A 14,840-nucleotide genomic window follows, 5' to 3' on the forward strand; every position below is an offset into this window, starting at 1 on the left:
TTTAACCAAGCAGCAGCATCGCGAGCGGCAGCACCGGCAGCAGCGCGTCGACACGGTCGAGCACGCCGCCATGGCCAGGCAGCAGTCCGCTCGAATCCTTCACGCCCGCCTGCCGCTTCAGCAGCGACTCGAACAGGTCGCCGATTACGCTGTACGCGACCAGCAGCGTCAGTGCAGCCCACGCGCCGGGCATCCCGTAGCGCACGGCGAATGCGGAAAACAGGGTCGGCTCGAACGCATGCCCGACCATCGCGACACCGGCGACGACCATCACGGCGAGCCAGCCCCCGATCGCACCCTCCCAGCTCTTGCCGGGGCTGATCGTGACGGCCAGTTTACGCTTTCCGAAGGCCTTGCCCGCGAAGTATGCGCCGATATCGGCCAGCCAGACGACCAGCAGCAGCGACAGCACGAACGGCACGCCCAGCGCACGCGCCGCGACGAGCGCATGCCAGCAGGCCGCGAAGACCACGAGACCGGCCGCCAGCAGGAACGGCCGCCAGACGCCGCCCGCGAGTTCGGGCTTGCGCCGCAGCGCGAATGGGCCGACCAGCAGCCAGAACACGCCGGCTGCCATGAAAAGGGGACGGGACGAAGCCGCATCGACGCCGAGCGGCGCCGTTGCCGCGAGCGCAAGCGCCGCGACGACTGCATAGACGACCGGGCCGGCGCCGCCGAGCTTGAGCAGGCGTGCCCATTCCCACGCGGCGAACACGAGCACGACGCCGATCAGCGCGCCGAACGCGGTGAGCGGCGCGAACAGCGTCACCGGCAGCAGGACCGCCAGCATCACGATCGCCGTGATCACACGGGTTTTCAGCATGAAAGGGAGTCGGCGTTCTGCGATTGCGGTTCGAGCTGTGCGCTCGTGCGGCCGAAACGACGCTCGCGCTCCGTATACGACGCCATGGCGTCGGCCAGTGCCGCGCCGTCGAAATCCGGCCAGTATTTGTCGGTGAAATAGAATTCGGCGTACGCAAGCTGCCACAGCAGGAAGTTGCTGACGCGCTGCTCGCCGCCGGTACGGATGAAGAGATCGGGCTCCGGCGCATAGGCCATCGCCAGGTGCGGCGCGAATGCGTCCTCGGTCACTTCGACCTCGCGCCCTTCGCGCACGGCCTGCTCGACGAGTTTCTTCGTCGCCTGCAGGATGTCCCACCGGCCGCCGTAGTTCGCCGCGATCGTGAGCGTAAGACGGGTATTGCGCGCCGTCTTGGTTTCGGCGCGGCGAATCAGTTCGCGGATGCGCGGCTCGAAACGGTCGAGATCGCCGACGACACGCAGGCGGATCCCGTTCGCATGGAGCTTGCCGACCTCGCGCTCGAGCGCGGTGATGAAGAGCCGCATCAGGAACGACACTTCGTCGTTCGGCCGGCGCCAGTTTTCCGAACTGAACGCGAACAGCGTCAGGTATTCGACGCCGGCGCGCGCGCAGCCTTCGACCACGGCCCGCACGGCATCGACGCCGCGGGTATGCCCCGCGACGCGCGGCAAGCGGCGTTCGGTCGCCCAACGGCCGTTGCCGTCCATGATGATCGCGATGTGACGCGGCACGACACCGACGTCAGGCACGCGAACGGTAGAGCTGGTATAGGTCATGGCCGTTGAGACAGTAATGCGGGAAGAAGGCGGCGCGCGAGGACGGTCGTCAGACCGTCATGATCTCGGCTTCCTTGCTCTGCACGAGCTTGTCGATTTCGGCAACGTGCTTGTCGGTCAGCTTCTGCACGTCGTCGCTCGCACGGCGCTCGTCGTCTTCCGAGATTTCCTTGTCCTTCACGAGCTTCTTGAGCGCTTCGTTCGCGTCGCGGCGCAGGTTGCGGATCGCGACCTTGGCCGTTTCGCCTTCGCTCTTGACGACCTTGGTCAGTTCGCGGCGGCGCTCTTCCGTCAGCGCGGGCATCGGCACGCGGATCAGGTCGCCGGCCGTGGCCGGGTTCAGGCCCAGGTCGGCTTCGCGAATGGCCTTCTCGACCTTCGCGACCATGTTCTTTTCCCACGGCTGCACGCCGATCGTGCGCGCATCGACGAGCGTCAGGTTGGCGACCTGCGAGATCGGCACCATCGACCCGTAGTAGTCGACCTGCACGTGATCGAGCAGACCGGTGTGTGCACGGCCCGTACGGATCTTTGCCAGATCGTTCTTGAACGCTTCGATCGAGCGCTGCATCTTTTGCTCGACGCCCTTCTTGGTATCAGCGACACTCATTTCAACCTCCGAACCTTCTAACCTTCAAAGAACGCGGGCCCTGCCCGGCGCGTCCGGCGCGCCGCGGCCGATGGCCCGCATCCGCGGGAGTTTACACGTGGACGAGCGTACCTTCGTCCTCGCCCAGCACGATGCGCTTGAGCGCGCCCGGCTTGTTGATCGAAAACACGCGAATCGGCAGCTTCTGGTCGCGGCACAGCGCGAAGGCCGTCGCGTCCATCACTTGCAGGTTGCGGCTGATCGCCTCGTCGAACGTGATCGTCGTATAGCGCGTGGCCGCCGGATCCTTCTTCGGATCGGCAGAATATACGCCATCGACCTTGGTCGCCTTCAGCACGACCTCGGCGCCCACTTCCGAACCGCGCAGCGCGGCGGCCGTGTCCGTCGTGAAGAACGGGTTGCCCGTACCGGCCGCGAAGATCACGACGCGGCCTTCCTCGAGCTGGCGAATCGCGCGGGGCCGGATATACGGCTCGACGACCTGGTCCATGCGCAGCGCGGACTGCACGCGCGCCTCGATGCCGGCGTGGCGCATCGCGTCCTGCAGCGCCAGCGCGTTCATCATCGTCGCGAGCATCCCCATGTAGTCCGCCGTCGCGCGATCCATGCCGGCCGCGCCACCCGCGACACCGCGGAAAATATTACCGCCACCGATCACGACCGCGAGTTGCGTACCGAGACGCACGACTTCGGCGATATCGGCCACCATCCGTTCGATCGTCGCGCGATTGATGCCGAAGGCATCGTCGCCCATCAGCGCTTCGCCGGAGAGTTTGAGGAGGACGCGTTTATAGGCATTGGACATAGGGGCTTCCGAGCGACGAGAGGATGACAACCACGAACTGTAGGGGCGAAATACTGATTCGGGCAAGCGCCGACGGTCGAACCGGGTTTCCCGGCCGGCGGCGGCGGCGCCGACCGCGGCGGAGCGGACGCCCGCCGCGGATACTGCCTGACTGCTTACGGCTTACGGCTTACTGCTGCTTTGCTGCTGCGACTTGCGCGGCCACTTCGGCGGCGAAGTCGTCCTGGCGCTTCTCGATGCCTTCGCCGACGACGAACAGCGCGAACTTCTGCACTGCCGCATTCGCTGCCTTCAGCATCTGCTCGATCGTCTGCTTGTCGTTCTTCACGAACGTCTGGTTCAGCAGCGACACTTCCTTCAGGTACTTCTGGACGCTGCCGTCGACCATCTTCGCGACGATCTCGGCCGGCTTGCCCGATTCCGCAGCCTTCTGCTCGGCCACGCGGCGTTCCGTCTCGATCAGTTCCGCCGGCACGTCAGCCGACGACAGCGCGACCGGCTTCATTGCCGCGATGTGCATCGCGACGTCCTTGCCGACCTGCTCTTCCGCGCCCGTGTACTCGACGATCACGCCGATACGCGCGCCGTGCAGGTACGTTGCGATCTTGTTCGCGGTTTCGAAACGGACGAAACGGCGGATCGAGACGTTCTCGCCGATCTTGCCGATCAGCGCCAGACGCACTGCGTCGACCGTCGAGCCTTCGAGCGGCAGCGCCGACAGTGCTGCCACGTCGGCCGGGTTCTGCGTCGCGACGAGTTCTGCAACCGTCTTCGAGAATGCGAGGAAGTCGTCGTTCTTCGCGACGAAGTCGGTTTCGCAGTTCAGTTCGACCAGCGCGCCTGCGTTGCCGCCGACGAACGATGCGACGACGCCTTCTGCCGTCACGCGCGATGCCGCCTTGCTTGCCTTGTTGCCGAGCTTGACGCGCAGCAGCTCTTCAGCCTTGGCCAGATCGCCGTCGGCTTCCGTCAGCGCCTTCTTGCACTCCATCATCGGTGCGTCGGTCTTTGCGCGCAGTTCTGCCACCATGCTTGCGGTAATTGCCGCCATCATTCGCTCCTTGAGTCTGTATTCACAACGCCGCCCGCTTGGACGCGAACGGCCGAAAATCGTTTCCGGACCCGCGCCGATTCGGCGCGATCAGGTCCGGCGCACAAGCTTAAAAAAAGGGGGCCTGTTGAGAGCCCCCTTTTTGCGCCGGCTCGGGGCCAGTTACGCGTTTTCCTCGACGTACTCGTCGTCGCCGCGCGCGGCCTGGACCACTTCGTTGACCGCGTTCGCACGGCCTTCGAGGATCGCGTCGGCCACGCCTTCTGCGTACAGCGCGACAGCCTTGCTCGAGTCGTCGTTACCCGGGATCACGTAATCCACACCTTCCGGCGAGTGGTTCGTATCGACCACGGCGATGACCGGCACGCCCAGCTTGTTCGCTTCCGTGACGGCGATCTTGTGGTAGCCGACGTCGACGACGAAGATTGCGTCCGGAATGCCGCCCATGTCCTTCACGCCGCCGATCGACTTCTGCAGCTTCGCGATTTCGCGTTCGAACAGCAGCGCTTCCTTCTTGCTCATCTTCTCGAGCTCGCCTGCCTCGACCGCCGCCTCCATGTCCTTCAGGCGCTTGATCGATACCTTCAGCGTCTTGAAGTTGGTCATCATGCCGCCGAGCCAGCGTGCGTTGACGTACGGCATGCCCGCACGCTGCGCTTCCTGGGCGATCGTGTCACGCGATTGACGCTTCGTGCCGACGAACAGGATCGTGCCGCGGTTCGCTGCCAGCTGGCGCACGTACTTCTGTGCGTCCGTGAACATCGGCAGCGTCTTTTCGAGGTTGATGATGTGAATCTTGTTGCGGTGACCGAAAATGAACGGAGCCATCTTCGGGTTCCAGAAGCGCGTCTGGTGACCGAAGTGGACACCCGCTTCCAGCATTTGGCGCATCGTAACTGCCATGTAAATTCTCCACGAGGGTTGGGTCTTAAGCCGGCCGCCGTACCGCCGCGCGAACCCGCCCCGAAAGGCACGAATTCCGCGCGGCCGGCACCCTGGTTGCGCCGGCTTGCGATTCGGCACGTGCAAACGCCCGTGCCGTAAGCCTTTCACCGCGATGCCGCCCCGGAATGGGGCCACTACGGCATTTGGATGTCGACTTAGCCAAAGAGTATAGCACGCCGATTTGTCCGCTCTCAAGTCGCTCACCACTTTCGCTTGCCGCGCGGCAGCCTGCCGGACAATCCGCGAAAACCCGCACCCGCGCCCGCCCGCAGGGGCTGCGACGCCCGCCAGAAGGTGCGATAATCCATTAATTCACCGCATTCCAGGCATACCTCGATGGCTATTACGCTCAAAAACGAACACGATATCGCCGAGATGCGCGTCGCCTGCCGTCTCGCGAGCGAAGTGCTCGACTTCATCACGCCGCACGTCGTCGCGGGCATCACGACCGCCGAACTCGACCGCCTCTGCCACGAGTTCATGCTCAACGAGCAGGGCACGATCCCGGCACCGCTGAACTACCAGCCGCCCGGCTACCCGCCGTACCCGAAGGCCACCTGCATTTCGGTCAACGACGTGATCTGCCACGGCATTCCCGGCGAGAAGGTGATCAAGAACGGCGACGCGCTGAACATCGACATCACCGTGATCAAGAACGGCTACTTCGGCGACACCAGCCGGATGTTCATCGTCGGCGAGGGCTCGATCCTCGCGAAGCGCCTCGTGCAGACCACCTACGAATGCATGTGGCTCGGCATCGACCAGGTCAAGCCCGGCGCGCACCTCGGCGACATCGGCTACGCGATCCAGAAGCACGCGGAAGCGCAGGGCTACAGCGTCGTGCGCGAATACTGCGGCCACGGCATCGGCACGGTGTTCCACGAGGATCCGCAGGTCGTCCACTACGGCCGTCCGGGCACCGGCATCGAACTGAAGGCCGGGATGATCTTCACGATCGAGCCGATGATCAACGCCGGCAAGCGCGACATCCGCACGATGCCCGACCAGTGGACGGTCAAGACGCGCGACCGCAGCCTGTCGGCGCAGTGGGAGCACACGGTGCTCGTCACCGAAACCGGCTACGAGGTGCTGACCGTGTCGGCCGGCACGCCGGCGCGCCCCGTGTTCGCGCAACCGGCCGCCGCGGTCTGAGCGCCGTCGCGCCAGCCCGCCCCATCCGCACCATCCGCACCACCTGCACCTGACCGGCCGCCCATGAGCGCTCACGCCGCCCCCTCGCCCGACGCGCTGTCGCGGCGCGCCGAATTCAAGGCCGCCAAGACGGAGATGCTCGAGCGCTTTCGCCGCGCGACGAACGTCGCGTCGCTGATGCACGCGCTGTCGAAACTCACCGACGATGCGCTCAAGCGCGTGTGGGACGACTGCGGGCTGCCCGCGACGCTCGCGCTCGTCGCCGTCGGCGGCTACGGGCGCGGCGAGCTCGCGCCCTATTCCGACGTCGACATCCTCGTGCTGCTGCCCGATGCGCACGACCCGGCGCTCGACGCGCGGATCGAACGCTTCATCGGGATGGCGTGGGATCTCGGCCTCGAGATCGGCAGCAGCGTGCGCACGGTCGCGCAGTGCATCGAGGAGGCGTCGCAGGACGTCACGGTACAGACCTCGCTGCTGGAAGCGCGCCGCATCGTCGGCAGCACCGCGCTGTTCGAGCGCTTCACGGTGCGCTACCACGAGGCGCTCGACGCCCGCGCGTTCTTCACCGCGAAGGTGCTCGAGATGCGCCAGCGCCACGCGAAGTTCCAGGACACGCCGTACAGCCTCGAGCCGAACGTGAAGGAAAGCCCCGGCGGGCTGCGCGACCTGCAGACGATCCTGTGGATCGCGCGCGCGGCGGGCTTCGGCAGCAGCTGGCGCGAACTCGACACCCGCGGCCTCATCACCGATCGCGAAGCGCGCGAGCTGCGCCGCAACGAAGGTTTCCTGAAGACGCTGCGCGCGCGGCTGCACGTGATCGCCGGCCGCCGCCAGGACATGCTCGTGTTCGACCTGCAGACGCAGGCGGCCGAGAGCTTCGGCTACCTGCCGACGCAGACCAAGCGCGCGAGCGAGCAGCTGATGCGCCGCTATTACTGGGCCGCGAAAGCCGTCACGCAGCTCGCGACGATCCTGATCCAGAACATCGAGGCGCAGCTCTTTCCCGCGACGAGCGGCATCACGCGCGTGCTGTCGCCCGACCGCTTCGTCGAGAAGCAGGGGATGCTCGAGATCGTCGACGACGGCGTGTTCGAGCGCCATCCCGACGCGATCCTCGAAGCGTTCCTGCTGTACGAGACGACCCGCGGCGTAAAGGGCCTGTCCGCCCGCACGCTGCGCGCGCTGTACAACTCGCGCGAGATCATGAACAACGCGTGGCGCCGCGATCCGCAGAACCGCGACACGTTCATGCGGATCCTGCAGCAGCCCGAAGGCATCACGCACGCGTTCCGGCTGATGAACCAGACGAGCGTGCTCGGCCGCTATCTGCTGAACTTCCGCCGCATCGTCGGCCAGATGCAGCACGACCTGTACCACGTGTACACGGTCGACCAGCACATCCTGATGGTGTTGCGCAACATCCGCCGCTTCGCGGTGGCCGAGCACGCGCACGAATATCCGTTCTGCAGCCAGTTGATCGGCAACTTCGAGCGCCCGTGGGTGCTGTACGTCGCCGCGCTGTTCCACGACATCGCGAAGGGCCGCGGCGGCGATCACTCGACGCTCGGGATGGCCGATGCGCGGCGCTTCTGCCGCGAGCATGGCATCGCCGGCGACGACGCGGCGCTGATCGTGTGGCTCGTCCAGCATCACCTGACGATGAGCCAGGTCGCGCAGAAGCAGGACACGAGCGACCCCGAAGTCATCAAGCGCTTTGCCGAGGTCGTCGGCAACGAACGCTACCTCACCGCGCTGTACCTGCTGACCGTCGCCGACATCCGCGGCACGAGCCCGAAGGTGTGGAATACGTGGAAAGGCAAGCTGCTCGAGGACCTGTACCGCATCACGCTCGCGGTGCTCGGCGGGGCCAACCCCGACGCGCATTCGGAGCTGAAGTCGCGGCAGGAGCAGGCGCTCGCGCTGCTGCGCCTCGAGACCGTGCCCGACGACGCGCACCGCGCGCTGTGGGACCAGCTCGACGTCGGCTTCTTCCTGCGTCACGACGCGGCCGACATCGCGTGGCAGACACGCGTGCTGTACCGGCACGTGAACGCCGAGACCGCGATCGTCCGCGCGCGGCCGTCGCCGATCGGCGACGCGCTGCAGGTGCTCGTGTACGTGAAGGATCGCCCCGACCTGTTCGCGGGCATCTGCGCGTATTTCGACCGCAACGGGCTGTCGGTGCTCGACGCGCGCGTCAGCACGACACGCCACGGTTATGCGCTCGACAACTTCATCGTCACGCAGACCGAACGCGACGTGCGCTACCGCGACATCGCGAATCTCGTCGAACAACAGCTCGCGTCGCGGCTCACCGAAACCGCACCGCTGCCGGAGCCGTCCAAGGGCCGCCTGTCGAGGCTGTCCCGGACGTTTCCGATCACGCCGCGCGTCGACCTGCGGGCCGACGAGCGCGGCCAGTACTACATCCTGTCCGTGTCGGCCAACGACCGGCCGGGCCTTCTCTATTCGATCGCGCGCGTACTCGCCGAGCATCGGATCGGCGTCCATGCGGCGCGGATCAATACGCTCGGCGAACGCGTCGAGGACATCTTCCTGCTCGCGGGTGCCGGCCTGTCCGACAACCGCCTGCAGATCCAGCTTGAAACCGAATTGCTGCGTGCGATCGCAGTCTGAATGAATTCCAGCGTTTATGCGCACCAAATTAACCGTCAAGAATCCGAAGCCGGCGTCGCCGACCCGCGCCCCTGTCCGCTCCGGCAGCCTCGTCGCCCGCAAGGCGGTGCGCCCCGCTGCGCCGCCCGCAGGGGACAAGCCGGCCCGCCCGAAGAAGGCGTCCCCGGCCGCCGCCGGCGAACGCTCGTTCAAGCCGCGCGGCGCGGCAGGCGCCGAGCGCCCGGGCGCGGATCGCGCACCGGCGAAACGTCCGCCGCGTGACGGCAGCGCCGAGCGCAGCTATCGCGGCGGCGATGCGAAGCCCACCGGCCGCACCGAACAACGTGGCGCGGGCCGCCCCGGCGATAGCCGCCCGTATCGCAGCGCGGAAGGCAAGCCCGGCGCGCGTGGCGAGCGCGGCGAATCTCGCCCGTATCGCGACAAGGATGCGAAACCCGCAGGACGCACCGAACGCGGCGAGCGCCGCCCCGGCGAAGACCGTCCGTATCGCAACGCGGAAGGCAAGCCCGCCGCGCGTGGCGAACGCGGCGAATCCCGCCCGTACCGCGGCACGGACGCGAAACCTGCGGGCCGCACCGAGCGCGGCGAACGTGGCGAATCGCGCTATCGCGACAAGGACGCAAAATTCGCAGGACGCGCCGAACGCGGTGAAGGCCGCCCGTACCGCAGCGCGGAGGGCAAGCCAGCCGCACGCGGCGAGCGCAGCGACACCCGCCCGTATCGGAGCACGGATGCGAATCCCGCAGGCGAGCGCCGCAGCGCCGACGGCAAGTTCAGCCGAGGCAAACCCGACGCACGCCCGGCCCGCCGCGGCGACGACGATGCGCGGCCCCGTCGTGCGAGCGCCGGCGCCGAAGGCGGCAAGCGCCCCTATCGCGACACGACAGGCGGCGAAGGCGCGAAGCGCAGCTTCGGCGACCGCCGCACGTCGTCCGACCGCCCGGCCCGCGCGCCGCGCGACGGCGATCGCGCCGCGCGCGGCCCGAACGCCCCCGCCAAGCGCGGCGCTGCCGAACGGCCGTCGGCCGGCGCGGGCTTCAAGACCGCGCAACCGGTCAAGCGCCGGGCATCCGACGTGGATCGCGGCGACGAGTCCGGCCTGATGCGCCTGTCGAAGCGGATGTCCGAGCTCGGCATGTGCTCGCGCCGCGAAGCCGACGAATGGATCGAAAAGGGTTGGGTGCTCGTCGACGGCGAACGCATCGACACGCTCGGCACCAAGGTCCGCGCCGACCAGAAGATCGAGATCGACGAGCGCGCGAGCGCCGCGCAGGCTGCGCAAGTGACGATCCTGCTGCACAAGCCCGTCGGTTACGTGTCGGGCCAGGCGGAAGACGGCTACGAGCCCGCAGCCGTGCTGATCACGCGCGCGAACCGCTGGAGCGGCGACCATTCGCCGGTACGCTTCTCGCCGCAGCACCTGCACGCGCTCGCACCGGCCGGCCGCCTGGACATCGATTCGACCGGCCTGCTCGTGCTGACGCAGAACGGCGTGATCGCGAAGCAGCTGATCGGCGAGCAGTCGGATATCGACAAGGAATACCTGGTGCGCGTGCGCTTCGGCGAACGGCTGATCGACATCGACCAGCACTTCCCGGCGGAATCGCTCGCGAAGCTGCGTCACGGCCTCGAGCTCGACGGCGTCGCGCTGAAGCCGGCGATGGTCAGCTGGCAGAACGGCGAGCAGTTGCGCTTCGTGCTGCGCGAAGGCAAGAAGCGCCAGATCCGTCGCATGTGCGAACTGGTGGGCCTCGACGTGATCGGCCTGAAGCGCGTCCGGATGGGCCGCGTGATGCTCGGCGCCCTGCCGCAGGGGCAATGGCGCTATCTGTCGGCCGACGAGACGTTCTGACGGCGGTTCCGACGGCCCTACGCGGCGCGTCTGCGCACGTTACGAAAAAGCCCGCCGTGTTTTTCCGGCGGGCTTTTCTCATTCCGGCGGGCAACGCGAGCGATCGCGCCCGTCCCGCGTCAGTCGTCCGTCGCGTCGAGCCCCGGGAACAGCACTTCCGTGAAACCGAAGCGCGTGAAATCGGTGATCCGCATCGGATACAGCTTGCCGATCAGGTGATCGTATTCGTGCTGGACCACGCGCGCGTGAAAACCGTCGGCAACACGATCGATCTTCTCGCCGAACTGGTCAAAGCCGCTGTAGCGCACCTTTGCGTAGCGGCTGACGACGCCGCGCATGCCCGGCACCGACAGGCAGCCCTCCCAGCCCTCTTCCATGTCCGGCGGCATGTACTCGACCTTCGGGTTGATCAGCACGGTCTCGGGCACCGGCGGCGCTTCCGGGTAGCGGTTGTTGTTGCCGAAGCCGAAGATGATGATCTGCAGCCCGACGCCGATCTGCGGCGCGGCCAGGCCGGCACCGTTCGCATGGTGCATCGTCTCGAACATGTCCGCGACGATCTCGTGCAGCTCGGGTGTATCGAACCGCTCGACCGGCTTGGCGACTTCGAGCAGGCGCGGATCGCCCATCTTCAGGATCTCGCGAATCATGGCGTATTGCCCTCCAGGAGTTGGTGCAGGCCGTCTTCGTCCAGCACGGGGATGCCGAGTTCCTCGGCCTTCGCGAGCTTGCTGCCGGCTTCGGCGCCCGCGACCACGTAATCCGTCTTCTTCGATACCGAACCGGCCACTTTCGCGCCCGCCGCTTCGAGCATTTCCTTCGCGGCATCGCGCGTGAGCGTCGGCAGCGTGCCCGTCAGCACGACGGTCTTGCCGGCCAGCACGCCCTGCGGCGCCTTCGGCGCGGGCGGCCCTTCCGGCCACGTCACCTTGCCCGGCGCGCGCAACTGCTCGATCACGGTCCGGTTGTGCTCTTCCGCGAAAAACTGGTGGAGCGACTCGGCGACGATCGGCCCGACGTCGTTGACTTCGAGCAGCGCTTCGATCGACGCGTCCATGATCGGCGTGAGCGAGCCGAAATGCTTCGCGAGATCCTTCGCGGTCGATTCGCCCACGTGACGGATGCCGAGCCCGTAGATGAAGCGCGCGAGCGTCGTGTGCTTCGCCTTCTCGAGCGAGTCGAGCAGGTTCTGTGCCGACTTCTCGGCGAACCGGTCGAGCTCGGCGAGCGTCGCAAAGCCGAGATTGAACAGGTCGGCCGGCGTGCGCACGAGATTCAGCTCGACGAGCTGGTCGATGATCTTCTCGCCGAGACCGTCGATGTCGAGCGCGCGGCGCTGCGCGAAGTGCCACAGCGCCTGCTTGCGCTGCGCCGGGCAGAACAGGCCGCCCGTGCAGCGCGCGATCGCCTCGTCCGGCAGGCGCTCGATCTTCGAGCCGCACACCGGGCATTCGGTCGGCATCACGAATTCGGCCGCATCGGCCGGGCGCCGGTCGAGCAGCGCCCCGACCACCTCGGGGATCACGTCGCCGGCGCGGCGCACGATCACGGTATCGCCGATCCGGATGTCCTTGCGGCGCACCTCGTCCTCGTTGTGCAGCGTCGCGTTGGTCACGGTCGCGCCGCCGACGAACACCGGTTCGAGGCGCGCGACCGGCGTGATCGCGCCGGTGCGCCCGACCTGCACGTCGATCGCGACGAGCTTCGTCAGCGCTTCCTGCGCGGGGAACTTGTGAGCAAGCGCGAAGCGCGGCGCACGCGACACGAAGCCGAGGCGCTCCTGCTCGTCTCGCCGGTTGACCTTGTAGACGACACCGTCGATGTCGTACGGCAGCGACTCGCGCTTCTCGCCGACCTTGCGGAAGAAGTCGAGCAAGCCCTCGGCGCCCTGCACGACCGCGCGCTCGCGGTTCACGGGCAGGCCGAGCGACTCGTACCAGTCGAGCAGCGCGCTATGCGTATCGGGCATCGGCATCCCGTCGAGCACGCCGATCCCGTACGCGAAGAACGACAGCGGGCGCTGCGCGGTGATCTTCGAGTCGAGCTGGCGCAGACTGCCGGCCGCCGCGTTGCGCGGGTTCGCGAATTCGCGCTGCTCGGCCGCGCGCTGGCGCTCGTTCAGGCGTGCGAAATCGCGCTTGAACATCAGCACCTCGCCGCGCACGTCGAGCACGGCCGGCACGTTCTTGCCCTTCAGCTTCAGCGGAATCGAGCGGATCGTGCGCACGTTCTCGGTCACGTCCTCGCCGGTCGTACCGTCGCCGCGCGTCGACGCCTGCACGAATACGCCCTGCTCGTAACGCAGCGAGATCGCGAGACCGTCGAACTTCAGTTCGCACGCGTAGTCGACCGGCTCCGTCACCGAGCCGGCGAGATCGGTCGCCTTGTCGAGCGCATCGGCGACGCGCTTGTCGAACGCGACGATATCCTCGTCGGCGAAACCGTTGTTCAGCGACAGCATCGGCGCGTCGTGGACGACCGGCGTGAAGCCGCCGGCCGCCTCGCCGCCCACGCGCTGCGTCGGCGAATCGGGCGTCACGAGTTCGGGATGATCGGTTTCGAGCTGCTGCAGCTCGCGAAACAGGCGGTCGTACTCGGCGTCGGGCAGATCCGGCTGATCGAGCACGTAATAGGCGTAGTTCGCCCGCTCGAGTTGGTCGCGCAGCCACGCGGCGCGCGCGTCGGGCTGGCTGGCTGGCGGTTCGGCTTGGGTTCGGGCCATGCTGGCGGCAGATTCGTTCTGAGAAAATCGGATGCCCGATTATCTCAGTTTGCCGCCGCGCCGGGGGCCGGAAACGGCGTGGCGCGCGATGCTGCCGACAGCCGCCGGCAGCGGGTCGCGGCGGCATCGCGCGCCGCGACCGGTGGTTCGCGTTACTGGCTGAAGAGGCGGCGCGTGACCGGCGAACCGGCCGGGATGCCCGCTTCCTCGAGCTTCGCGTACAGCTTCATCAGTTGCTGGTCGATCGCGACGAGCGTCGATTCCGGCAGCGGCCGGCGCGAATCGTCGACGACCCGCGCGCCGATCCGTTCGGACAGCGACTTCGCGTAGTCGCACATCAGCCGGAACGGCAGGATGTCCTCTTCGGCGACCGGCACGTCGAGCACCAGCGTGATCATGTTGCCGCCCTTGTACGTGAGGTCGTCACGCAGGAAGTTCGTGTCGCCGAACTGCAGCATGAACACCGGGTTCTGCTTCGCGTCGAGCTTCACGAAACGCGTGCCGTCGCGCGACAGCAGCAGCCCGTCCTGCGACGCGACCGCCTGCACGTAGTTCGCCGACCACGGCGCGCCGTCCGACATCACGTTGATCGACAACTGGGCGTCGCATTGCGCGGCAAACGCGTCGAGCTCGCGCGCCATCGCGACCGTTTCCATCATGTCCGGGAATTCCGGCGCGCCGTCGATCGCGTCGGCGAACTGCTGGACGCCCGTCACGAATTCGGAGAACTCGAGCTCGTTCAGCGCGCCGCTGCGGTTCGCGAGCTGCGCGGCCGCGCGCAGTTCCTCGTAGCGCACGCCGTTCTGCAGCAGCTCCCACTGGCCGCCTTCGGGCTTGCCTTCGATATGCACGGGCTTGCTGCCCGCGCGGCGCAGCCGCTGCGCGACCGGCAGGATCTTGTCGCCCGGCAGCGCCCCGGTGAGGCGGATCGGCACGATGCAGTCGATCCGGCGGTCGACGATCGCCGGCGGTGCCGACGAGATCGTCGTCGCGGCCGGCAGCACCGGCTCGGCAGGCTCGACCGGCTCGCTCGCGCCGCTTTCGTCGGCCGTCTCGGCGATCGGCAGGTCGGCCGACGTCGCCTCGGCCTGCAGGTCGGCCGGCATGTCGGCCGGCGCCGCACCGCCCAAGGCGGCCCCGCCCAAGGTGGCCCCGCCGAACGTCGGCTCGACGCGTGCCGCCTCGGCTGACGCGCCGGCTGCGCCCGCTGCGCCCTCGGCGTCCGGCGCCGCAGGCTCGCGCCGCACCGGCTGACGCACCGGCTCGATGAACGGCAACTCTTCGTCGCGTTCGGGGCGGTTCATCGCCTCGGCCGCTTCCTCCGGCATCGGGCGCGGCATCCTGCGCCGCACCTTCGCGCCCTGCCATGCGTTGTAGACCACGACGCCGCCCACCACGACGGCGCCCGCGCCGATCAAACCGAGTGTCAACTCGTCCATGCACGCTCCATCAGCAATTCTTGTT

General features: G+C 67.4%; 12 protein-coding genes. 3 read left to right on the forward strand and 9 right to left on the reverse strand.

From position 1 onward, the window contains the following. Position 1: 1 nt before the first annotated feature. The 6 genes from WT26_RS13795 to rpsB all read right to left on the reverse strand — a co-directional run bounded on the left by WT26_RS13795 (position 2) and on the right by rpsB (position 4,968). Positions 2-823, reverse strand: coding sequence for a phosphatidate cytidylyltransferase (locus tag WT26_RS13795; protein WP_059532274.1), 822 nt, complete (start codon positions 821-823; stop codon positions 2-4). Next, positions 817-1,599 (reverse strand): polyprenyl diphosphate synthase, encoded by a 783-nt coding sequence (gene uppS, locus WT26_RS13800; protein WP_006478494.1) that lies wholly within the window; start codon positions 1,597-1,599, stop codon positions 817-819. Before uppS ends, WT26_RS13795 begins: the two co-directional genes overlap by 7 nt. 49 nt (positions 1,600-1,648) lie before the next feature. Then, a complete protein-coding gene (gene frr, locus WT26_RS13805) occupies positions 1,649-2,209 on the reverse strand; it encodes a ribosome recycling factor (protein WP_039342717.1) in 561 nt (186 codons plus the stop codon). A gap of 91 nt (positions 2,210-2,300) precedes the next feature. Beyond that, positions 2,301-3,014 carry a UMP kinase gene (pyrH, locus tag WT26_RS13810; RefSeq protein WP_048248631.1) on the reverse strand — a complete coding sequence of 238 codons (714 nt, stop codon included), beginning with the start codon at positions 3,012-3,014 and terminating at the stop codon, positions 2,301-2,303. Between the two features lie 169 nt (positions 3,015-3,183). After that, on the reverse strand, positions 3,184-4,065 hold the full coding sequence (gene tsf, locus WT26_RS13815; protein WP_021159104.1) for a translation elongation factor Ts: 882 nt from the start codon (positions 4,063-4,065) through the stop codon (positions 3,184-3,186). A gap of 162 nt (positions 4,066-4,227) precedes the next feature. Further along, on the reverse strand, positions 4,228-4,968 hold the full coding sequence (gene rpsB, locus WT26_RS13820; RefSeq protein WP_006483818.1) for a 30S ribosomal protein S2: 741 nt from the start codon (positions 4,966-4,968) through the stop codon (positions 4,228-4,230). Positions 4,969-5,346: 378 nt separating this feature from the next. Here rpsB and map point away from each other — a divergent pair, with 378 nt between their 5' ends. The 3 genes from map to WT26_RS35700 all read left to right on the forward strand — a co-directional run bounded on the left by map (position 5,347) and on the right by WT26_RS35700 (position 10,654). After that, on the forward strand, positions 5,347-6,162 hold the full coding sequence (gene map, locus WT26_RS13825) for a type I methionyl aminopeptidase (RefSeq protein ID WP_021159103.1): 816 nt from the start codon (positions 5,347-5,349) through the stop codon (positions 6,160-6,162). Positions 6,163-6,225: 63 nt separating this feature from the next. Beyond that, on the forward strand, positions 6,226-8,802 hold the full coding sequence (locus WT26_RS13830; RefSeq protein ID WP_059532272.1) for a [protein-PII] uridylyltransferase: 2,577 nt from the start codon (positions 6,226-6,228) through the stop codon (positions 8,800-8,802). 16 nt (positions 8,803-8,818) lie between these two features. Further along, a complete protein-coding gene (locus tag WT26_RS35700; protein ID WP_081333733.1) occupies positions 8,819-10,654 on the forward strand; it encodes a pseudouridine synthase in 1,836 nt (611 codons plus the stop codon). Between the two features lie 119 nt (positions 10,655-10,773). Here the strand turns inward: WT26_RS35700 and def are convergent, their stop codons facing one another. The 3 genes from def to WT26_RS13850 form a co-directional block, all read right to left on the reverse strand. Next, positions 10,774-11,304 (reverse strand): peptide deformylase, encoded by a 531-nt coding sequence (gene def, locus WT26_RS13840; protein WP_069273111.1) that lies wholly within the window; start codon positions 11,302-11,304, stop codon positions 10,774-10,776. Beyond that, positions 11,301-13,376, reverse strand: coding sequence for an NAD-dependent DNA ligase LigA (ligA, locus tag WT26_RS13845; protein WP_059532260.1), 2,076 nt, complete (start codon positions 13,374-13,376; stop codon positions 11,301-11,303). The genes def and ligA overlap by 4 nt, the downstream gene beginning before the upstream one ends. A gap of 152 nt (positions 13,377-13,528) precedes the next feature. After that, on the reverse strand, positions 13,529-14,815 hold the full coding sequence (locus tag WT26_RS13850) for a cell division protein ZipA C-terminal FtsZ-binding domain-containing protein (RefSeq protein WP_069273112.1): 1,287 nt from the start codon (positions 14,813-14,815) through the stop codon (positions 13,529-13,531). Positions 14,816-14,840 lie beyond the last annotated feature (25 nt).

Source organism: Burkholderia cepacia (assembly GCF_001718835.1).
GTDB classification, from domain to species: Bacteria; Pseudomonadota; Gammaproteobacteria; order Burkholderiales; family Burkholderiaceae; genus Burkholderia; species Burkholderia cepacia_F.

Bases quoted from the DNA above. Each gene is read 5' to 3' on its own strand.
- uppS (WP_006478494.1), bottom strand. From the start codon at position 1,599: ATGACCTATACCAGCTCTACCGTTCGCGTGCCTGACGTCGGTGTCGTG.
- rpsB (WP_006483818.1), bottom strand. From the start codon at position 4,968: ATGGCAGTTACGATGCGCCAAATGCTGGAAGCGGGTGTCCACTTCGGT.
- WT26_RS35700 (WP_081333733.1), top strand. From the start codon at position 8,819: ATGCGCACCAAATTAACCGTCAAGAATCCGAAGCCGGCGTCGCCGACC.
- WT26_RS13830 (WP_059532272.1), top strand. From the start codon at position 6,226: ATGAGCGCTCACGCCGCCCCCTCGCCCGACGCGCTGTCGCGGCGCGCC.
- map (WP_021159103.1), top strand. From the start codon at position 5,347: ATGGCTATTACGCTCAAAAACGAACACGATATCGCCGAGATGCGCGTC.
- frr (WP_039342717.1), bottom strand. From the start codon at position 2,209: ATGAGTGTCGCTGATACCAAGAAGGGCGTCGAGCAAAAGATGCAGCGC.
- WT26_RS13795 (WP_059532274.1), bottom strand. From the start codon at position 823: ATGCTGAAAACCCGTGTGATCACGGCGATCGTGATGCTGGCGGTCCTG.
- def (WP_069273111.1), bottom strand. From the start codon at position 11,304: ATGATTCGCGAGATCCTGAAGATGGGCGATCCGCGCCTGCTCGAAGTC.
- ligA (WP_059532260.1), bottom strand. From the start codon at position 13,376: ATGGCCCGAACCCAAGCCGAACCGCCAGCCAGCCAGCCCGACGCGCGC.
- WT26_RS13850 (WP_069273112.1), bottom strand. From the start codon at position 14,815: ATGGACGAGTTGACACTCGGTTTGATCGGCGCGGGCGCCGTCGTGGTG.
- pyrH (WP_048248631.1), bottom strand. From the start codon at position 3,014: ATGTCCAATGCCTATAAACGCGTCCTCCTCAAACTCTCCGGCGAAGCG.
- tsf (WP_021159104.1), bottom strand. From the start codon at position 4,065: ATGGCGGCAATTACCGCAAGCATGGTGGCAGAACTGCGCGCAAAGACC.